Origin of the sequence: Vibrio sp. D54 (assembly GCF_021728075.1) — a bacterium.
GTDB lineage: Bacteria > Pseudomonadota > Gammaproteobacteria > Enterobacterales > Vibrionaceae > Vibrio > Vibrio alginolyticus.
Genome location: NZ_JAKKCS010000029.1, coordinates 1 through 18,212, shown reverse-complemented (window position 1 = coordinate 18,212; position 18,212 = coordinate 1). Strand labels below are relative to the sequence as shown.

The window sequence follows — 18,212 nt, the reverse complement described above, 5'->3', positions numbered from 1 at the left end:
CTCTTGGGCTTGTTTGTAAGTGAGGCTTCCTTTTTCAACCTCATCAACTACAGTGAGTTTAAAAGCGAGGGAGTAATCGCGCTGAGTTCTTTTAGTTGTTGATTTCATAACACTCTCCAATTTTGGGTGTGGAAAGTGTCAACCTTATTTAGGACGGAACAGACTGAACAGAAAAAGGCCTGGTGAAAACCAAGCCTTTTTTGTATCTACAAGAGGAGAAGAGTAAGACACGCCACCTAATAAAGCGGCGCAAACGAACTATTTCGCGCTTTCTTCTTCCATTTGTGCGTTATCCACAACGTGGTTTTCACCTAAATCGTTTGGTAGCACAAGGTTAAGAATAATTGCCACGATACCGCATAGGCTCACACCTTGTAGACTGAACTCACCAATACCGAAAGCCATACCACCAATGCCAAACACAAGGGTTACGGCAACAATCACTAGATTACGAGACTTATGTAAATCAACGTTATTCTTGATCAGTGTGTTGAGGCCTACCGTTGCGATAGAGCCGAACAGCAGAATCATGATGCCGCCCATGACAGGAACTGGAATCGTTTGAAGAACCGCACCTAGCTTACCTACCAATGCAAGTACGATTGCGGTGATTGCTGCCCAAGTCATGATCACAGGGTTAAATGCTTTGGTTAGCATTACCGCTCCTGTTACTTCACTGTAAGTGGTGTTTGGTGGAGCACCCACCATCGAAGCCGCGATAGTTGCCACCCCGTCACCTGCGATTGTGCGGTGAAGGCCTGGTTTTTTCAGGTAGTTTTTACCTGTAACGTTTGAGATAGCAAGCATGTCACCTACGTGCTCAACCGCAGGTGCGATAGCGACAGGAATCATGAACAAAATTGCGTTGATATTGAACTCTGGCGCGGTGAAGTTTGGCATGGCTAGCCAAGCCGCTTGTTCTACGGGAGTGAAATCAACCACACCGTAGAATAGAGAAACAGAGTAACCAGCAAGAATACCACCAACAATAGGAACGAGCTTCAAAAAGCCTTTTGCAAAAACGCTAAGTACAATGGTTGTGAGCAGTGAGACCGCCGAGATAATGATCGCAGCATCACCATTAACTAGCTGTGCTGCTCCATCACCAGTTTTACCTACTGCCATGTTCACTGCTGTTGGGGCAAGGCCAAGGCCGATAACCATGATCACAGGGCCAACGACAACAGGCGGGAGAATTTTATGGATAAATCCAACACCGCGCACTTTGATCATCGCCCCTAGAGCCACATAAACTAAGCCAGCTGCCATCAAGCCGCCCATCGTTGCACCGATACCCCAAGTTTGGATACCGAACATAATAGGAGCAATAAACGCAAAAGAAGAGGCAAGGAAGATGGGAACAGAACGTTTAGTCATTAATTGGAAGAGGAGGGTACCGACACCGGCACCAAAGAGGGCTACGTTTGGATCAAGGCCAGTTAGGAGCGGCACAAGCACCAAAGCACCAAAAGCGACAAAGAGCATTTGAGCGCCTTGTAACGCGTTTTTCATAATAATTCCCTATTTTCAAGATACGCAGACAAATCCGGCGAATACTATCATCCTGCAATCGTTTGCAATGTTGCATAGATCAAACTTTCGATTGAATTTTTCCCATAAATAGCACTTTTGAGAGTTGCTTGCTTGCAAATTGTCCTCTTTTACGTGTCTTGCGTGAAGATGAAAAATGGACAGCCTAACTTGTTGAGATAGCTTAATAAGCAATGAGTTTATTATAAAAAATAGCACTGAAGTGCTGGTTGAGGCCCGAGTTAACAAAGCTGGTCATAATACAGACAATTTACTCAGTACTTACCTTGCTCAAGATTTGATAGTTGCTTATTATTCGGGTTCTTGTTCAGAGGATTATAAAAACTATGCGCTATTTAGCTCTCTTACTGATAGGTTGGTTGTCCCTACCAGTATATGCATTAACTCAGGTGGATATCTATCGTGCCGAAGTGGTTATCGACAGTGAGCAGAACGACGGTGAGTCTTTGGCTCGTCAACAAGGTATGCAGGATGTGATTGTTCGAGCGACCGGTTCTCAATCCTCTTTAAGCAATCCAGTGATTAAAAAGGCACTCAGCTCAAGTGCGCGTTACATTTCTCAACTGAGCTATGGGCAGGTTGATGGAAAAGCGAGCCTAAAAATGTTGTTTAACAACGACCAAATCAGCTCTCTTTTAACACAAGCACAATTGCCATCTTGGTCGCCAAATCGTGCCAATATTTTAGTTTGGATGGTTGAAGAACGGGGTTACGATCGTAACATTGCGTGGGAACATTCTGAATCTTCAAATGTTGCAGCACTTCGTAGCGCAGCGAAATTAAGAGGCCTACCAATCACTATCCCGGTTGGGGATTTTGATGATGTGACCGGTGTTAATGTCTCTGATCTTTGGGGCGGCTTTATTGAGCCAATTGGTCAAGCCAGCCAGCGCTACCCAGCTGACGCCGTTTTGGTTGTACGAGCTCAAGGTGAACAAATTCGTTGGACACTCTACGACCAGTCGCCAACGAGAATTGTAGAAGCGCAACGTTCTCCGCGTAGCGGGTCTGCATCAGGTGCTAATGCTATTGCAGAAATGGTGGATGGCATCGCAGACTACTATGCAAGTAAGAGTGCAGTTGTGGTTTCAGGAAAGTCTTCAAAAGCGCTAGCAGTGAAAGTCCTTAATGTAACCTCTGCAACGGACTTCTTCCGTTTAGAGAATGCGTTAAAACAACTTAATTCGGTTGCGGGTACAGAGATTAAGCGTGTTCAAGGGGACGAGTTAACGCTCAACATCCACCTTTTGGCATCACAACAAGCTTTTGAGAAAGAAGCTTCTTCTATTTCTCAATTAATGGTTTTTGAAGATCCTTTAGGTGAAGTTGATGCCCCAGCTTCAACTCAAGAAGAAGAGCCATTGGTTCAGAGTAATGAAGCAAAAGACGCCGCGACGCCAAAAGAAGCGCAGCCTGAAGTACCAGTAGATATTGTGGCAGAAGCAAGTGACGAAACACAGCCAACTCAGCCGATGATTGTGGAGCCTGTCCGAGAACAGTATGACTTGATCTACGAGTGGCGCTCGGCATCGTAATCTCCTTGGTAGCGTTCCAGGCGTGAAACGCAAGGATCAAAGACCAATGTGGTAAGCATAAAAAAGAGTCGCAATAGCGACTCTTTTTGTTTTCTAAATTCGTATTCGAACCAATGATCAGTGATTGACTGCAATTGGCGTTATTTATTGAATTTCGCTTTTTCTTCTTTTTCTACTTGAGAGAGGCGTTTCAACTTAAGACCTAGCTCTTTGCCTCTCGCTCTAGCAAACAAAATATTGCCAGCGAAACCGAGTGAAGTCAGTATCAGTTCCACTGCCGCAAGCCAGCGTTCACCCCCATCCACATAAAGGATGGTCAGAGCATGCAAGAAATACAGCATAAGAACAAAGTTAGCCCAAGCATGAGTGTAAGGCTTACCAGCCAAAATACCAGGCAACGGAAGTAATAGCGGAATACACCAAGCAATAGCAAGTGTTGTGCTGCTGAGGTGAGGGTGAGGGGACAACGCAAGCTGCCAAATAGCGACCCAGGCCAATAAGGCTAAGTTGCCAAATAAAGCCAGGTAACGATAGGTTTTAGCCTGTGTACCGAGTGGTGTTTGGTCTAAAGAGTCAGACATCGATTAACTATCCTTGATTTTACTAACAGACTTTTAGTTTTAACGCTGCAGTTGCCAGCCTTTTGCCTAATTGTTGTGCCAGACGAATCTCTTCACTGCTGAGGGTTGCCTCATGGCCTACACTGCTGGCGCCATACGGAGTGCCTCCGGACTGCGTAGTGTGTAGCTCTGGTTCGGCATAAGGAATGCCCAAAACCATCATCCCGTGATGCAATAAAGGGGTCATCATGCTTTGTAACGTTGTTTCTTGACCACCATGCATCGAAGAGGAAGAGGTAAAGACACAAGCAGGCTTATCGATTAAGTCACCACTGACCCATAAAGGTGTAGTCTGATCCCAGAAGTGCTTTAAAGGCGCAGCCATGTTGCCAAACCAGACGGGACTGCCAAACGCTAGACCGTCGCACGTTTTCAGTTCCTCTAGAGTAACAATTGGATCAGAAGGGGAGTGTGAGTGAGGTGACAATTCTTCAACTGTACGCAAAATTGCTTGGCATTGAGGAGTCGATTCGACTCCTCTTGCTATTTGTCTTGCCAGTTGTTTTGTCGAGCCATGACGGCTGAAATACAAAATAAGGATCTGGCAATCCATTTATAAAATATCCAACACTTGCTCTGGTGGGCGACCAATTTTTGCTTTGCCGTTAGCAACGACTACCGGACGTTCAAACAACTTTGGATTTTTCGCCATTGCTTCGAATAATTGCTCATCGCTGACGGAGTCTTCGCCTAAGCCAAGCTCTTTATATTCACTTTCTTTAGTGCGCATCATTTCACGTACAGATGAAAAGCCAAGCTGGGCGTACAGCGCTTTTAGTTCATCCACGTTAAGTGGTGTGTCTAGGTATTTGACGACTTCCGGTGTAACACCATTTTGCTCAAGTAGTTCAAGTGTTTGACGGCTCTTTGAGCAACGAGGGTTGTGATAAATCACGACTGACATGGTTTTCTCCATTTCGTTATTGTAATGCCATGAATCGATCTCTTTGGATCATGAGTTGGTCGATACGGGCATCGTATCGCGCTTGCTCTAAGCTGCCCAACTTGGCCATTTTACTTGCTTCACTATAATATTGAATCGCTTTATTCCAATTTGCTCGCAATGCCAAAATTTCCGCTCGAGCAGCCAATTCTTCATCGCTACGCCCTAGCGCGTGGTAGCTCTTCGATATTAGGTGCCAGCCATTTGTATCTTCAGGATAGTCATGAGTGTATCTTTGAAGAACTCGCGTGGCTTGATCGTTTTTATTGTCCTCAAGTAGCGCATTGGCGTAGTTAATGGTCAATACTTTATTTTGAGGGTTACGAGATAACGCTTTGCGGAGCATCTCGGTTGCTTTTTCTGGCTGCTTCTTCTCGATGTATAAATCCGTCATAGCGTCCAAGTAAAACGGGTTACTTGGGTCTTGTTCCAGTAACTTTTTCAAAATTGGTTCCGCTTGAGATAAGCGTTTATTGTCTAAATGCACGAGTGCTCGACCATAATCAAAAGCAGGTGTAATGTCCGCAGAGGCTTTCTTTTGGGTTCTCTCAAACCAGCTCAGGGCGGCTTGTCCATCAATGCCAGCGTAACGAGCCACAATGCGCGCGCGAGCTAGATGATAGTCTATTGAAGGCACAACACGCATTGGAGGATAGGTTCTTGCTCGCGCACGGCTATCGGTAATTCGATCTTCAGGCAGAGGGTGAGTCAGGAGCATTGGTGGCGGTTTACTCGCATAACGATACTCATCAGCAAGACGGCCAAAAAACCTTGGCATTGCTTGAACATCAAAACCGGCTTTTGCTAGTGTCGAAATACCAAAGCGATCCGCTTCTTTTTCGTTTGCACGAGTGTAGTTGATTTGACTTTGCATGTTGCCCGCGGTTGCTGCTGTAATTGCAGCCATCCCCGCTTCGGGTGAGGCAATTGAAAGCAGTAGTGCCCCCGCAAGTGCGGCTAATGTGGCCGGAGAGCGGCGTGCTTGTTCTTCCATACTCCGAGCAAGATGACGTTGTGTGACGTGCGCTATCTCGTGAGCGACAACAGAGGCCAGCTCACTTTCTGAACGAGCATGAAGAAACAACCCAGAATGCAGCGCTACATAGCCACCAAAAAACGCGAACGCGTTGATATTACGGTCGCGAATCATAAAGAAGTGGAACGGCGTTTTTACATCATTCGCATTGGCCACTAATTTGTGTCCAAGAGAGTCAATATATTCATTGATGACAGGGTCATTAACGATAGGTTTACTGGCTCTGAGCATACGCATATAGGCGTCGCCATAAATCAACTCTTGGTCTATTGAAAGCGTGCCACCAGCAGCTGTGCCAATGTCTGGCAAGTCAATGCTATTGGCATAAGTTGTCGGCGAACTGATGGCAGCAGCAAGACATAAGCAAACTAGCGAGCGAGTGCGTTTTAACATACGTTTAAAAGGTTCTCCAAAATACATAAGCATGTGGTTACAGGTCGAGAGCCTATTAACAGCGCCACATACGTTTTGGTTATCCGTGAGGATATAAGCTAACAGTAAGACCGGAAATAAATGAATTGGTTTCGTAAATTATTTTACATCCGAGCTATTTCAGCATGTGGTTAAATCATGTCAGAAGTGCTAGCACCAGCTCAAAAAGCCGTTACAATACAACCCTATCATAAGTGCAGAGCAATACAATGGAATCCATGTTACTTGATTTGCGTGAGCAACGTTGTCCTATGGCACTGTTACTTGCAAAGCGTCATGCTGCTGAGGTCTTTCAAGGAGAAGCAAAGCAGTATCATCAACTTGTCATTCAAGTGGTGGACAACAGCTCTAAACGAGACATTGTGAACTATCTTAGTGCCCAAGGGTACTCGGTTGATTGCCAATCTACATCAGAGCACTACACATTGACTGTCTTCAATAAGGAATCCGCATAAGATGTTTGAAATGGTTAGTCGTTGGTATAAACGACGTTTCTCTGACCCTCACGCAGTAAGTCTCGTCGCGATCTTGCTGTTTGGCTTTATCACCATTTACTTCTTTGGACACTTGATTGCGCCATTACTTGTCGCGATCGTTTTGGCTTATCTACTTGAATGGCCAGTTGTCAAAATGTGTCGTATGGGCGTGCCGCGCACTTTGTCGGTTATTATCGTGATCTTGGTCTTTGTCGGGTTAATGTTAATTGCGTTGTTTGGCTTGGTTCCGACGATTTGGACTCAGGTCGGTAATCTAATTAACGATATTCCGAACATGTACAACGGGCTACAAAAGTTTATTGTCACATTGCCAGAGCGCCATCCTGAACTAGCCAATTTAGAAATAGTAGAAACCGTGGTGACGAACGCCAAAAACCAAGCACTGGGGCTGGGTGAAAGTGTCGTCAAAGGGTCGCTTGCTTCATTAGTTAGCATTGCAACGCTAGCGGTATATTTGATCTTAGTGCCACTCCTTATCTTCTTTTTGCTTAAAGACAAAGAAGAAATGCTGCGAATCGCAAGCGGTATTCTGCCGAAAAACCGTAAATTGGCGAATAAAGTTTGGCATGAAATGAACGAGCAGATATCAAATTACATTCGCGGTAAAGTGTTAGAGATTTTAATCGTGGGCGGTGTGAGTTACGTGACTTTTGCCCTTTTAGATCTTCGTTACTCGGCGTTGCTTGCCGTAGCCGTTGGTCTGTCGGTTTTGATTCCTTATATCGGTGCGGCGGCTGTTACTGTACCTGTTGCTATCGTTGGTTTGTTCCAATGGGGTTTAACGCCTCCGTTTTATTGGTTGTTGCTTGCTTACGGTATTATCCAGGCGCTTGATGGTAACGTCTTGGTTCCTGTTCTGTTTTCCGAGGCAGTAAACTTACACCCAGTTGCTATCATTGTGGCTGTATTAGTCTTTGGTGGGCTCTGGGGCTTTTGGGGGGTGTTCTTTGCCATTCCTTTAGCGACATTAGTCAAAGCCGTTTGGCATGCATTACCAAGCACGGAAGAAAACGAACCTGTCGAACAAGAGTAGTTGTTACCAAAGGTATGATGGTTAAAAGAAAGCCCAGCAGTTTGCTGGGCTTTTTGTTTGTAGAAAAACAATAGCGTTTAAGCGTTTTCGTTTAAGTAGTTTAATACGACTTCGTGGTGATCTTTGGTTTTGAACTTGTTGAACACATGTTCGATCACGCCTTCTTCATTGATCAGAAAGCTAATGCGGTGAAGACCGTCGTATACTTTGCCCATGAATTTCTTTTCGCCCCAAACGCCGAACTGGTCTGCAACGGCATGATCTTCATCTGAAAGCAGAGTGAAGTTTAAATCATCGCGCTCGATGAACTTGCCTAGGCGCTTTACAGGGTCGATGCTTACGCCGAGTACCACCACGTTATGTGCATCGAGTTCAGCTTTTATGTCACGAAGGCCTTTTGCTTGTGTAGTACAACCCGGCGTCATCGCCTTAGGGTAAAAGTAGAAAAGTACTTTCTTGCCTTTAAAGTCTTCAAGAGAAACGGTATTTCCGTCTTGGTCGAGCAAAGAGAAGGCTGGCGCTGGCGAGCCTGCTGTCAGCGTATTCATTTTGATTTCCTTTACTTTATAGTGTGTTTTTAATGAAATTCAGAGAACCTTGTACGTTGAGCGACTTACAAAGTTCATCGAAGTCTTCTTGTAACTGCATCAAATTAAAATCCGCGCTTACAGATGCAGTAATCGCAATATGAAACTGGTCAGAATCGAGTTGAATTTTCGACTTGCTGATGGTTTGCGCGCTAAGAGAGTCTAAACCAACCTGCTGATCAGCGAAGAACTTAGTAAATTTTTCAGTTAACCCAGGGCGGTCTTCAGACTCAATAAACACTTCCATGGTGTAGCTGTTATCGAGCAGTTCGTGCGCCGCTGTGCGTTTCATGATCGTAATAAGGTCATGTTCTTGGCCAAGCAGGGGCAATTGCGTTTCAACTCGAGTCACGCTGCTGGCGTTCCCAGTCAGGAGCATGATCAGCGTAAATTCGCTGCCAAAGATAGCGATACGGCTATCGACTATGTTACAACCAGCTTGAGTAACGAGCTGTACGACTTGGTTACAAATGCCTGGACGGTCCGTTCCAACTGCTGTAAGTACCAGATGTTGCTTCATAAATGAGCTTCTTGTCCTTTCTTCAATAGAGAGATGTTAGCACAGATATTGCGAAGAAATATCGAGCCAGTTCTTTTTTAGTCTATAAAAAGCAGGAGGATGTTGAGGGGAGCGGTGGGAAATAAACAGTAAATGCAGGCTACAGGATAAACAAAACGTTTGCATGATGTGCTTGCCTATTGTCTGGCCGTTTTATTCACTTAGATCTGACTTGGCTAACAAGACCAAAGAGTATATTTTCCTTGCTTGTGCTCTTCAGTATTTTCTAAATCACTGATAGATTCTAAAGTCACTCGAAAGCCCAACACGATTATCAATATTGCCGTTAATCAAACCAAATAGAGCAATTAAGTTGCTAGACCTCTAACAACTGATAATTATTCATTCATTTGTACTTTGTAAGCGAGTTTACGCTCTTGTGTTTTTCAATCGCATTACAGTACCATGCAGAAAGAGTTAAATGAGGGAGATAAACATGTTTTCAGGAAGTATCGTAGCGCTGATTACGCCATTCAAAGCAGATGGCGAAGTAGACTTTGATGGTCTGCAAAAGCTAGTAGAGTACCACGTTGAAGCGGGTACAGACGGTATTGTGGCAGTAGGCACAACAGGTGAGTCAGCGACACTGACCATTGAAGAGCATGTAAAGGTCGTTAATAAAACTGTTGAGTTTGCCGACGGTCGCATCCCTGTGATTGCTGGCACGGGTGCAAATGCTACCCATGAGGCAGTAACATTTAGCAAATTACTGGCTGATTCTGGTATTGCTGGCTTCCTGAGTGTGACACCGTATTACAACAAACCAACTCAAGAGGGTTTGTTTCTACATTACAAGGCAATTGCCGAAGCGAGTGATGTGCCTCTAATTTTGTACAACGTACCAGGCCGTACTGCTGTTGATATGCAGCCAGAAACAGTGGCACGCTTGTCAAAGCTTGATAATATCGTGGCTCTAAAAGATGCAACGGGCGATTTGGAACGAATTGCAATTCATCGTGAACTTTGTGGCGAAGATTTTATCTTACTAAGTGGCGATGATGCGACAGGGCTGGATTTTGTGAAACTTGGCGGCAATGGTGTTATCTCGGTAACGAACAATATTGCAGCTAAAGACATGGCAGACATGTTCCATTTGGCAAGTGAAGGTAAGTACGAAGAAGCAGAAGCGATTAACCAACGCTTGATGACTCTACACAAAAACCTTTTCATCGAAGCAAGCCCTATCCCAGTAAAATGGGCAGCGCAAAAGCTTGGTTTGATTGAAGAAGGTGGTTTGCGTCTTCCTTTAACTACGCTTTCTGAAAAATCGCAGCCGATCGTCGAGCAGGCGCTAACAGACGCCCATATTTATTAAGATTGAGCTATTAAGATTGAGTTACTAGGATTGAAGTTCATACTGGGGGCCAAAGCGCCCTCGGTGTTTTAGGAGTATAGATGAAGCTTTCAAGCCAGTTAGTGTTAAGTTCATTAGCTGTATTCGTATTGACTGCCTGTTCAGGTGGTGCCAATCAACGTCGTCAAGCAAAAGATGACTTCGAGTATTTGAACTCCCCAAATTTGGGTGAGTGGAATGTCCCACAGGGTGCACAGCCTCAGTTTTACCCTAACTACGAGATCCCTCAGGGTAACTACGCTGGTGGTGTCGGTAAAGATGTCGACATTCGTCCACCTCAACAAGTCCTAGAGCTTATTCCCGGTGCACGTTTGGACCGCAGTAGTGATGGTGAAGTGACACTTTGGCTACTTCGTAAAGATGAACTAGATAAAGTTTGGCAAACGGTGCAAAACATGGTCGCGGCCAACGAGATTCCAGTTGAAAGCCAAACAGACTCTCGCATCGAGACAGGATGGGTGACTTGGGATTCGCCAGATGAAGAGCTAGAAATTGGCAGCCGATATGAAATCGTACGCGCTGAAGCAAATGGTCGACACGGCTTTAAGGTGAGCCTTATTGACTGGCGTGAAGGCAATCAAGTGAAAGAAGTAACGGCGACCAACCGTGAGCGCTACAATGTGTTCATGACGAACTTGGTCACCGCTCGCTACGATCAAGAAGTGCGTGAAGAAGCACAGCGTAAAGCGCAAGAGTTGGTTAAACAGATCCCAATCACAATGGGTAAAGACCGCAGCGGACTTCCTGTGATTATCGCGCGTGCGCAATACAACATGCTTTGGCAACGTCTGCCTAATATTCTACCTAAGATGGGCTTTAAGATTGAAGAGCGTAGCCAGTCTCAGGGCACAATCACTGCGAAATATGCGTCTCCGGATGATGAATTCTGGAACGATATCGGCGTTAAACCAGTGGAGTTAGCCGCTGGTAAGTACACATTCTTACTTGGTGATTTAGGCAACCGTACGTCTATCAATATCACCGACTCCTCTGGCAAGCCAGTAGAAGAAGAGTTTTTGAAATCACTAGCGCCTGTATTGGCTGCAACAGTGAAGCAGTAAACAAAGCGAGCTTAACGCGGCGTGTTTACTTAATGATAGAAAAGGGACCTAGTGGTCCCTTTTTTGATGTTTAGATTAAATGTGTCGAGATGAAGCTGGTGAGTTACTAACGAGGCTCGTTTTTGTTTTTATCTTCTTCAGCGTAGCGCTGTTTATCCAATGTGTTCAGCTTATCTAAATCGTTCTTACGGCTTTTATCCATCTGACCAAACTTCATTTTTGCGGTATATTTGAGTGCGGCAATATTACCAATGACCACGCTCAACACTACAATAATAATGACCCAAGGATTGGTTAGTATTTCTATCATAGAGCCTCCGGCGGCGTGATATTGTGAATAAATTTGGCAACGACGTTATCCAAATTATTCAGTATGACGTCAATCCCTGCAATGTTGTCGGTCTGATTTTGTTTAATCAACTGACTTCTGAGTACATCAAGCGTCAACTGCTCGAGGCATTGCTGCCCGACAGCGCGGTGACTAATGTGCCAAGGCTCAATCGAAACGCCACCTAAATCATGCTGATAAGGAAAGAAGAAACCGAACCGACCAAGGTTGGCTTTTAACCATTGGTAGAACGCCTGCTGGTGGCCTTCAAGATACTCCCAAGGTTCCAACTTGAGTTTTGTGTCAGCAGGCAATAAATTGCGCGCATAGACATCAAAATCACAACCCCAATGATGACGACTTCCTCCGGGCAATGCCGACCAGCGCAAAATGGCCATCAATTTCTCTTCGTCATTTAACTCTGCTTTATTCAAAGGGCGGGAGTTGATGTCGAGAATTGGCAACTCACCAGAAAACTTCCCGTTCCAGATGGCTTTTTGGCGATTAAAGTCACGAAAACCACTGGCGATTTCCATTTTGAAACCTGCTTCGGTTGCGGCATTAATCATCTTCAATAAGTCATTGACTACTTTAGGGTGAAGCATAAATGCCTTTTGCCCCACTAGTGTGGATTGAAGATGAGAATCAGTGATTCCGGTGAGTTGCTCTGGTGTCATTGTGTTCTCGCTGATTACTTCGCCAATAGGTGTTTCAACGTGTTTTCGTACATGTCCGTCAACTTTTCAAGATCGTCGACTTTCACACACTCGTTCACTTTATGAATCGTAGCGTTAACAGGGCCTAACTCTACGACTTGGCCTCCCATTCGAGCAATAAAACGACCATCAGACGTACCGCCAGTTGTAAGTAGCGCTGGCTTCGTATCATTGACTTCGGCCACAGCAGCTACAACTGCGTCTAGCAGTGCGCCCGTATCGGTCAGGAATGGGTCACCGTTGAATGTCCATTTTAGGTCGTAGTCCAGCCCATGCTTGTGCAATGTTTCGGTAACACGCTGAACAATTGCGTCATTGTTAAGCTCAGTACTAAAACGTAGGTTGAACTGAACATGGAACTCGCCAGGAATAACATTAGACGCACCAGTGCCAGCCGATACATTCGGGATCTGGAAACTGGTCGGTGGGAAGTAATCATTCCCTTTGTCCCATTCTGTCGTCGCGAGTTCATGAATCGCGAGTAGAGACTCGTGCACTGGATTGCTGGCTAGGTGAGGGTAGGCCACGTGACCTTGTGTTCCTTTTACCGTTAAATCACCAGTGATGGATCCACGGCGTCCATTTTTCACTACATCGCCAACCACGTCGGTGCTGGATGGTTCACCAACAATACACATGTCGATGTTCTCACCACGTTCCATCAACGTTTCTACAACGCGAACGGTACCGTTGATAAATGGCCCTTCTTCATCTGACGTAATTAAAAAGCCAATTGAGCCTTTGTGATCTGGGTTTTCGGCGATAAAGCGTTCGACAGCAACGACCATAGCAGCTAGCGACCCTTTCATGTCAGCTGCGCCGCGGCCATGCAAGTAACCATCAATAATGGTCGGTTCAAACGGATGTGTATTCCAGTGTTCCAATTTGCCAGCTGGTACCACATCGGTGTGGCCAGCAAACGCAAATAGCGGCGCTTCTGAACCACGTCGAGCCCAGAAGTTCGTGGTGTCTTCAAATACCATCACTTCAATTTCAAACCCGAGTGCTTTTAAGCGCTCGATCATCAAATCCTGACAACCTGCGTCTTCCGGCGTTACGGACTGTCTACTGATCAGATCTTTAGCAAGTGCCAATACTGGACTGTCTGTCATCCTTGAGTATTCCTTTATTTAAGAGTTGAAAATGCTAGCGTATTGATCAGCTTTAAAACCGATATGAAGTTGATCATTCACTTTTAAAATTGGGCGTTTAATCATCGCAGGGTTTTCTACCAAAAGAGCGATGGCGTTTTCCTCGTTAAGTGTGTCTTTCTGCTCTTGCGCTAATTGGCGGTAGGTTGTGCCACGTTTATTGAGCACCTGTTCCCAACCTAAAGCGCGACAAAATTCACTTACCATTTCTGCATCAATGCCCTGCTTACGGTAGTCATGGAAGTCGTAAGCAATATCCTCGGCTTCTAACCATTTCTTGGCTTTTTTGATCGTATCGCAGTTGGGAATACCAAACATGGTAATCGACATAGTCTTTCCTTTTTCTTTGTTCTATTTTTCACTGGCGCGGTTAAGACGCACTTAAGTGATTTGGGCTGTTAAAGCATCCTATCAAGAAGCAATCAAACTGACAAAATGCGGTGGAAAATATTTTCAGATAGATTGAGATAACTAATGTCACATAACTTATTTACGAAGAATGCGCTATAAATCGAATAAAAATTCGTCTAAATCAAATGGAAAAGTCGAGTTATTGATCAAACGCAACACCTCGCTGAGCAAAAACGAAATAATGAATCAGCACAATTTTAGGAGGTGTCAATGGAATTGAGTCCTGTTTTTGCAAGGCGGCTATATTTGGCCTTGTTGGTGGAAAACCTAGAAAGGCCGAATGTGCCAAAGTTGATCGAAAAAACGGGGTGGCCTCGTCGTACTATTCAAGATGTACTCAAGGCGTTACCTGGGATCGGCATTGAACTCATATTCGTTCAAGATGGCCGACGTCATAATGACGGCTATTATCAACTTTCAGATTGGGGGCCTTTTGATAGCCAATGGGTTCTAGAGCGGGAGAGAGATATCGCTAGCAGTCTTGGATTTCGTGCATAAGCCAGCAATTGCTGGCTTTTTTCATATTCAGGCCTCATCCATTGCAGCGGTAGGCGGAACCCAGTACGCTAAATGAAGTGATAAAATCTTGTGGGGAAACCATAAAAACGGTGTCCGCATCGATAGCCGCTGCATTGTTTTTTAAATCGTTCATCGCGCCTTGCATCATCGCGTCATTAGTCATGAAAATGTAGTTATACCAATGGCCTTCACTTCCAGTGACTTCGCCTTTGTATTCGCATCGCTCAGGGTCGAATTGCGCGTCAATGCGAATATGAACATCTTGACTTTGAGCATGAGTAAGATGAGAAGGCATCGTGCAACCCGTTAGAAGCACGACAAAAAGTCCAAGTAACAGGCGTTTCATTAGCTATTTCCCCAATACTATGTAAGCAGCAAAGCCAATCCAGCTCAGGACAAATAGTGTCCAAGGCAGTTTGCTTGATGAATGGTTTGGCGCATCGTCGGTGATATTGTCTTGTTCGATAATCTCTTCATGCTGACGTTGTTTTTCACGTTGCTGTTTTTTCTTCGCTTTATCGGCTTGGCGGTTGCGCTCTTTTTGTTGTTTCTTATATTGCGCGATGCCTTTTTCGATACCTTGAGCGATGAGCTTGGTTTGCTCTTTGGTTTGCCCCGGTTTCTGCGTGGATTTGGCAATTCTCATCGCTTCGGCTTGAGTTTCTTGAGAAGGCACAGGGGTGGCAGGAGTTCTTTTTTTCATGTTTCTCATCAACGTCGCTGTAAATCTTTGTTTAGTTTACCTGTGTAAGGTGCTGAAATGAACTTCAGTTCTCATCTTTGTTGGCTTGCAACTCTGAAACGATAGGTTAAAGTGACGTTTTTATCACATAAAGAAGAAGATGTTGTGCGCTATTCGTTTGACCAATATGACGCCCATGGATTTTTAAAGGCGCCGATCATTTTATGGGTGGGATGGATGTTTCTTGTGCGTTCATGGGTGGTGTTTGCCATGGCTGGTGTAAGTCGTGATAGTGGCAGTAAGCTACTCGCTATTGTTTACCCAGATTCAAGTACGTTGTATTTAGGTTTGGCGATGGGCATTCCAAGTTTGCTTCTTATGTGGTTAATGGGGCTTCGTCATCCCGACAGAGGATGGGTAAACAGAATTACTCGCTATGGTCGCGAGATCACTTTGATCTTGTGCGGTATTCAACTTGCTCAGACCATGTATCATGTGTACCTAGAACATGGAGTGTTTAATTGGGCAAACGCCCTTACCATTACCTTATTAGCTTGGTTTATGATCTATCTTCTAAATGGAAGATGGGTAAAAGACTGTTTTCATGTGCCACAATTGGCGCACGATGAACAGCAGCATTCAAAGAATTAAAAACAATAACTTCCCACTCTGGGGCAAAGTAATAGAGGAAACCTCAATGTCACAAGCTCAAACGGCGATCGTGCCAGAAGCCGGGCCATTTGCACTGTACACTCAACTCAAAGTGAACCAAAACCGTGAAAACGTATTAGAAAAACTGAAAGCACTGCCAAAGTTGGTGGAAGAGTTAAACATTACCCAGCCGGGTGCAGCGCTGACGCTTTCTATCGCATTCACAAAATCGTTTTGGGAACACCTTAATGTAGACGCGCCAGAAGAGCTTATTGATTTTACTCAACTTGGCGAAGGTGACATCGTTGCTCCAGCAACAGACGTAGATGTACTGATTCACTGTCACTCGACTCGTCACGACTTGCATTTTTACGTGTTGCGTAAGTTCCTAGAAGAGACGGCACAAGATGTCACCATTGTGGACGAAACATATGGGTACCGTTACCTTGATGCTCGTGATATGACAGACTTTATTGATGGGACAGAAAACCCGAAAGGGGAGGCTCGCGCTGATGTGGCTCTAGTAAAAGAGGGCCCATTTGCTGGAGGTAGTTATGTCATGGCTCAACGCTTCGAACATAACCTTGCCGCTTGGAATCGCTTGAATGTCAAAGCGCAAGAAAAAGTGATTGGTCGTACCAAACCAGACTCTATAGAGCTAGAAGACGTTCCTGCTGCATCACACGTTGGTCGCGTTGATATTAAAGAAGAAGGAAAAGGTCTCAAGATTGTCCGTCATAGCTTGCCATACGGGACGGTAACAGGGCCTCATGGCCTGCTGTTTATTTCTTACTGCAATACACTTCATAACATTAAAGTGATGCTAGAAAGTATGTACGGCGTGACCGATGGTAAAACAGACCAAATGCTTCGTTTCACAAAAGCGGTAACTGGTGCGTACTTCTTCGCTCCTTCACAAGAAATGCTCGCAGAGCTAGCCATCAAGTAAGTTCTCAGACTTTATTTCTTAAGCCCTCCAATTGGAGGGCTTTTGTTTTCTATTTCTATTCCAATCTCTTTTCAAAAAACACTAAACTTTTCTGTTACTTGGTCGATAAGTACTCAAAGCCTTAATTTTAGGACTCTTTATTCGTGGCGATCACCGTTAATACCAATGTAGCAGCACTTGTCGCACAGCGTCATTTGACCAGTGCAACGGATATGCTGAACCAATCCATGGAGCGTTTGTCTTCAGGGAAGCGTATTAATAGCGCAAAGGATGACGCTGCGGGTCTGCAAATCTCCAACCGCTTGCAATCACAAATGCGTGGTTTGGATGTCGCGGTACGTAACGCGAATGACGGCATTTCCATCATGCAAACTGCGGAAGGCGCGATGAATGAGGTGACCAATATCATGCAACGTATGCGTGATTTGTCGCTACAGTCAGCCAATGGTTCAAACAGCAAAGCGGAGCGCAATGCACTGCAAGAAGAAGTCTCTGCTTTAAATGATGAGTTAAGTCGTATTGCAGAAACGACCTCCTTTGGCGGACGTAAATTGCTGAATGGCACATTCGGTACATCGTCTTTTCAAATCGGTGCAACGGCTGGTGAAGCGGTACAAATTGGCCTGCGGACCATGCAGCCGGAATCTTTAGGTAGCTTTTCAATGAGCTCATATCAAAGAGTCAGTTCAGATTGGACGGTTCAAAACGGAAATAATGAAATTGTTATCAGCTACCGTGATAACAATTTTGAAGAGCAGGAGATCCGTATTGAAGCTAAAGCTGGCGATGATATAGAAGAACTCGCGACTTACATTAATGGGCAAACCGATAAAGTGAAAGCGTCTGTTAATGAAGAGGGGCAACTGCAGTTACTCATGTCCCACAAGGACGCCATAAAATACCCTGGACCAACCTTCAGTGGTGGCCTGGCTGATGAGTTAGAACTTGGCAAGTATGTCACCGTAAATAGAACGGTAGATAGTATTGATATTAGCACGGTCGGTGGCGCTCAGATGGCGGTCGGTATTTTAGATGATGCTTTGAAAACGGTAGATGGCAGTCGTGCGGAGTTAGGCGCGTATCAAAACCGCTTTAATCACGCGATCAATAATCTAGATAATATCCACGAAAACTTAGCCGCTTCCAACAGTCGTATCCAAGACACTGACTATGCCAAAGAAACTACGCAAATGGTGAAGCAACAGATTTTACAACAGGTCAGTACTTCTATTCTGGCACAAGCAAAACAAGCGCCAAACCTAGCATTGACCTTGCTTGGCTGATGAACGGCCTTGCCCGAATTTAACGCAAAACCTGCCTGTATCGACAATTCGAAAAGAAGCTTTAGCGAAAAATGAAAGTTTTTTTGCTTTTTTATCCGCTTTGTCACGATTACCCCTCCAAACGAATTATTTTCAAAAAAATCTAAAATTTTCTCTAAAGAAAACAGGGCATGCGCCGTTAATAAAAGTAACTTTGAGAGAACTACTTGGTTTTCCGAGACGTCGGAAACCGCTACACCGGAAAATCAATTGGAGAAATCACCATGGCAGTGAATGTAAACACTAACGTATCAGCGATGACCGCTCAGCGTTAC

General features: G+C 44.9%; 22 protein-coding genes. 9 read left to right on the top strand and 13 right to left on the bottom strand.

What is annotated here, in order from left to right; all coding sequences use genetic code 11:
- Positions 1-258 precede the first annotated feature (258 nt).
- The gene (locus L3V37_RS23040) at positions 259-1,512 is read right to left on the bottom strand and encodes a uracil-xanthine permease family protein (protein ID WP_005389855.1); all 1,254 of its coding nucleotides are present in this window, start codon (positions 1,510-1,512) and stop codon (positions 259-261) included.
- A 365-nt stretch (positions 1,513-1,877) separates the two neighbouring features.
- Here L3V37_RS23040 and L3V37_RS23035 point away from each other — a divergent pair, with 365 nt between their 5' ends.
- Positions 1,878-3,086 (top strand): DUF2066 domain-containing protein, encoded by a 1,209-nt coding sequence (locus L3V37_RS23035; protein ID WP_042521428.1) that lies wholly within the window; start codon positions 1,878-1,880, stop codon positions 3,084-3,086.
- A gap of 140 nt (positions 3,087-3,226) precedes the next feature.
- Here the strand turns inward: L3V37_RS23035 and L3V37_RS23030 are convergent, their stop codons facing one another.
- From L3V37_RS23030 to L3V37_RS23015, 4 genes are read right to left on the bottom strand one after another with little or no spacing between them, the layout of a single operon-like run.
- Positions 3,227-3,667 (bottom strand): DUF2069 domain-containing protein, encoded by a 441-nt coding sequence (locus L3V37_RS23030; protein WP_005380407.1) that lies wholly within the window; start codon positions 3,665-3,667, stop codon positions 3,227-3,229.
- A 22-nt stretch (positions 3,668-3,689) separates the two neighbouring features.
- On the bottom strand, positions 3,690-4,259 hold the full coding sequence (wrbA, locus tag L3V37_RS23025) for an NAD(P)H:quinone oxidoreductase (protein WP_237307206.1): 570 nt from the start codon (positions 4,257-4,259) through the stop codon (positions 3,690-3,692).
- On the bottom strand, positions 4,260-4,610 hold the full coding sequence (arsC, locus tag L3V37_RS23020; protein WP_005380410.1) for an arsenate reductase (glutaredoxin): 351 nt from the start codon (positions 4,608-4,610) through the stop codon (positions 4,260-4,262). It lies immediately after the preceding gene.
- Between the two features lie 16 nt (positions 4,611-4,626).
- Entirely contained in the window at positions 4,627-6,078 is a 1,452-nt protein-coding gene (locus tag L3V37_RS23015; RefSeq protein WP_005394337.1) for a M48 family metallopeptidase, read from the bottom strand.
- Between the two features lie 257 nt (positions 6,079-6,335).
- Here L3V37_RS23015 and L3V37_RS23010 point away from each other — a divergent pair, with 257 nt between their 5' ends.
- Together L3V37_RS23010 and L3V37_RS23005 are read left to right on the top strand one after the other, a co-directional pair.
- A complete protein-coding gene (locus L3V37_RS23010; protein ID WP_005380414.1) occupies positions 6,336-6,572 on the top strand; it encodes a sulfurtransferase TusA family protein in 237 nt (78 codons plus the stop codon).
- Between the two features lies 1 nt (position 6,573).
- Complete coding sequence (locus L3V37_RS23005; RefSeq protein ID WP_005389843.1) at positions 6,574-7,647, top strand: AI-2E family transporter; 1,074 nt, start codon at positions 6,574-6,576, stop codon at positions 7,645-7,647.
- Positions 7,648-7,724: 77 nt separating this feature from the next.
- Here L3V37_RS23005 and bcp read toward each other — a convergent pair whose 3' ends face one another.
- On the bottom strand, positions 7,725-8,195 hold the full coding sequence (gene bcp, locus L3V37_RS23000; RefSeq protein ID WP_005380418.1) for a thioredoxin-dependent thiol peroxidase: 471 nt from the start codon (positions 8,193-8,195) through the stop codon (positions 7,725-7,727).
- Positions 8,196-8,211: 16 nt separating this feature from the next.
- A complete protein-coding gene (locus L3V37_RS22995; RefSeq protein ID WP_237307204.1) occupies positions 8,212-8,754 on the bottom strand; it encodes a glycine cleavage system protein R in 543 nt (180 codons plus the stop codon).
- A gap of 475 nt (positions 8,755-9,229) precedes the next feature.
- Between L3V37_RS22995 and dapA the strand changes: the two genes are divergently transcribed.
- Both dapA and bamC read left to right on the top strand, forming a co-directional pair.
- Positions 9,230-10,108: a 4-hydroxy-tetrahydrodipicolinate synthase gene (gene dapA, locus L3V37_RS22990; RefSeq protein WP_005380422.1), complete on the top strand. Its 879-nt coding sequence runs from the start codon at positions 9,230-9,232 to the stop codon at positions 10,106-10,108.
- 80 nt (positions 10,109-10,188) lie between these two features.
- Positions 10,189-11,208, top strand: a complete 1,020-nt coding sequence (bamC, locus tag L3V37_RS22985) for an outer membrane protein assembly factor BamC (protein WP_005380424.1) — start codon at positions 10,189-10,191, stop codon at positions 11,206-11,208.
- 106 nt (positions 11,209-11,314) lie between these two features.
- Here the strand turns inward: bamC and L3V37_RS22980 are convergent, their stop codons facing one another.
- The 4 genes from L3V37_RS22980 to L3V37_RS22965 are packed head-to-tail and all read right to left on the bottom strand — an operon-like array spanning position 11,315 to position 13,733.
- A complete protein-coding gene (locus L3V37_RS22980) occupies positions 11,315-11,518 on the bottom strand; it encodes a DUF2897 family protein (protein ID WP_005380425.1) in 204 nt (67 codons plus the stop codon).
- Positions 11,515-12,213 carry a M15 family metallopeptidase gene (locus tag L3V37_RS22975; protein ID WP_025768261.1) on the bottom strand — a complete coding sequence of 233 codons (699 nt, stop codon included), beginning with the start codon at positions 12,211-12,213 and terminating at the stop codon, positions 11,515-11,517. Before L3V37_RS22975 ends, L3V37_RS22980 begins: the two co-directional genes overlap by 4 nt.
- Positions 12,214-12,227: 14 nt before the next feature.
- Positions 12,228-13,364, bottom strand: coding sequence for a succinyl-diaminopimelate desuccinylase (gene dapE, locus L3V37_RS22970; RefSeq protein WP_213874836.1), 1,137 nt, complete (start codon positions 13,362-13,364; stop codon positions 12,228-12,230).
- A gap of 18 nt (positions 13,365-13,382) precedes the next feature.
- Positions 13,383-13,733 carry an ArsC family reductase gene (locus L3V37_RS22965; protein ID WP_005380431.1) on the bottom strand — a complete coding sequence of 117 codons (351 nt, stop codon included), beginning with the start codon at positions 13,731-13,733 and terminating at the stop codon, positions 13,383-13,385.
- A 291-nt stretch (positions 13,734-14,024) separates the two neighbouring features.
- Between L3V37_RS22965 and L3V37_RS22960 the strand changes: the two genes are divergently transcribed.
- A complete protein-coding gene (locus L3V37_RS22960) occupies positions 14,025-14,312 on the top strand; it encodes a helix-turn-helix domain-containing protein (protein WP_005380433.1) in 288 nt (95 codons plus the stop codon).
- A 34-nt stretch (positions 14,313-14,346) separates the two neighbouring features.
- Here L3V37_RS22960 and L3V37_RS22955 read toward each other — a convergent pair whose 3' ends face one another.
- Both L3V37_RS22955 and L3V37_RS22950 read right to left on the bottom strand, forming a co-directional pair.
- Positions 14,347-14,679 carry a DUF4156 domain-containing protein gene (locus L3V37_RS22955; RefSeq protein ID WP_005380435.1) on the bottom strand — a complete coding sequence of 111 codons (333 nt, stop codon included), beginning with the start codon at positions 14,677-14,679 and terminating at the stop codon, positions 14,347-14,349.
- 3 nt (positions 14,680-14,682) lie between these two features.
- The gene (locus tag L3V37_RS22950) at positions 14,683-15,036 is read right to left on the bottom strand and encodes a DUF2956 domain-containing protein (RefSeq protein ID WP_237307202.1); all 354 of its coding nucleotides are present in this window, start codon (positions 15,034-15,036) and stop codon (positions 14,683-14,685) included.
- A 144-nt stretch (positions 15,037-15,180) separates the two neighbouring features.
- Between L3V37_RS22950 and L3V37_RS22945 the strand changes: the two genes are divergently transcribed.
- The 3 genes from L3V37_RS22945 to L3V37_RS22935 all read left to right on the top strand — a co-directional run bounded on the left by L3V37_RS22945 (position 15,181) and on the right by L3V37_RS22935 (position 17,898).
- A complete protein-coding gene (locus L3V37_RS22945; protein WP_025768263.1) occupies positions 15,181-15,666 on the top strand; it encodes a DUF2919 domain-containing protein in 486 nt (161 codons plus the stop codon).
- Positions 15,667-15,712: 46 nt separating this feature from the next.
- Positions 15,713-16,615 (top strand): Dyp-type peroxidase, encoded by a 903-nt coding sequence (locus L3V37_RS22940; protein WP_033907102.1) that lies wholly within the window; start codon positions 15,713-15,715, stop codon positions 16,613-16,615.
- Positions 16,616-16,758: 143 nt separating this feature from the next.
- On the top strand, positions 16,759-17,898 hold the full coding sequence (locus L3V37_RS22935) for a flagellin (RefSeq protein WP_042521439.1): 1,140 nt from the start codon (positions 16,759-16,761) through the stop codon (positions 17,896-17,898).
- Positions 17,899-18,212: the final 314 nt, after the last annotated feature.

Bases quoted from the DNA above. Each gene is read 5' to 3' on its own strand.
- L3V37_RS23040 (WP_005389855.1), bottom strand. From the start codon at position 1,512: ATGAAAAACGCGTTACAAGGCGCTCAAATGCTCTTTGTCGCTTTTGGT.
- L3V37_RS23035 (WP_042521428.1), top strand. From the start codon at position 1,878: ATGCGCTATTTAGCTCTCTTACTGATAGGTTGGTTGTCCCTACCAGTA.
- L3V37_RS23030 (WP_005380407.1), bottom strand. From the start codon at position 3,667: ATGTCTGACTCTTTAGACCAAACACCACTCGGTACACAGGCTAAAACC.
- wrbA (WP_237307206.1), bottom strand. From the start codon at position 4,259: ATGGATTGCCAGATCCTTATTTTGTATTTCAGCCGTCATGGCTCGACA.
- arsC (WP_005380410.1), bottom strand. From the start codon at position 4,610: ATGTCAGTCGTGATTTATCACAACCCTCGTTGCTCAAAGAGCCGTCAA.
- L3V37_RS23015 (WP_005394337.1), bottom strand. From the start codon at position 6,078: ATGTTAAAACGCACTCGCTCGCTAGTTTGCTTATGTCTTGCTGCTGCC.
- L3V37_RS23010 (WP_005380414.1), top strand. From the start codon at position 6,336: ATGTTACTTGATTTGCGTGAGCAACGTTGTCCTATGGCACTGTTACTT.
- L3V37_RS23005 (WP_005389843.1), top strand. From the start codon at position 6,574: ATGTTTGAAATGGTTAGTCGTTGGTATAAACGACGTTTCTCTGACCCT.
- bcp (WP_005380418.1), bottom strand. From the start codon at position 8,195: ATGAATACGCTGACAGCAGGCTCGCCAGCGCCAGCCTTCTCTTTGCTC.
- L3V37_RS22995 (WP_237307204.1), bottom strand. From the start codon at position 8,754: ATGAAGCAACATCTGGTACTTACAGCAGTTGGAACGGACCGTCCAGGC.
- dapA (WP_005380422.1), top strand. From the start codon at position 9,230: ATGTTTTCAGGAAGTATCGTAGCGCTGATTACGCCATTCAAAGCAGAT.
- bamC (WP_005380424.1), top strand. From the start codon at position 10,189: ATGAAGCTTTCAAGCCAGTTAGTGTTAAGTTCATTAGCTGTATTCGTA.
- L3V37_RS22980 (WP_005380425.1), bottom strand. From the start codon at position 11,518: ATGATAGAAATACTAACCAATCCTTGGGTCATTATTATTGTAGTGTTG.
- L3V37_RS22975 (WP_025768261.1), bottom strand. From the start codon at position 12,213: ATGACACCAGAGCAACTCACCGGAATCACTGATTCTCATCTTCAATCC.
- dapE (WP_213874836.1), bottom strand. From the start codon at position 13,364: ATGACAGACAGTCCAGTATTGGCACTTGCTAAAGATCTGATCAGTAGA.
- L3V37_RS22965 (WP_005380431.1), bottom strand. From the start codon at position 13,733: ATGTCGATTACCATGTTTGGTATTCCCAACTGCGATACGATCAAAAAA.
- L3V37_RS22960 (WP_005380433.1), top strand. From the start codon at position 14,025: ATGGAATTGAGTCCTGTTTTTGCAAGGCGGCTATATTTGGCCTTGTTG.
- L3V37_RS22955 (WP_005380435.1), bottom strand. From the start codon at position 14,679: ATGAAACGCCTGTTACTTGGACTTTTTGTCGTGCTTCTAACGGGTTGC.
- L3V37_RS22950 (WP_237307202.1), bottom strand. From the start codon at position 15,036: ATGAAAAAAAGAACTCCTGCCACCCCTGTGCCTTCTCAAGAAACTCAA.
- L3V37_RS22940 (WP_033907102.1), top strand. From the start codon at position 15,713: ATGTCACAAGCTCAAACGGCGATCGTGCCAGAAGCCGGGCCATTTGCA.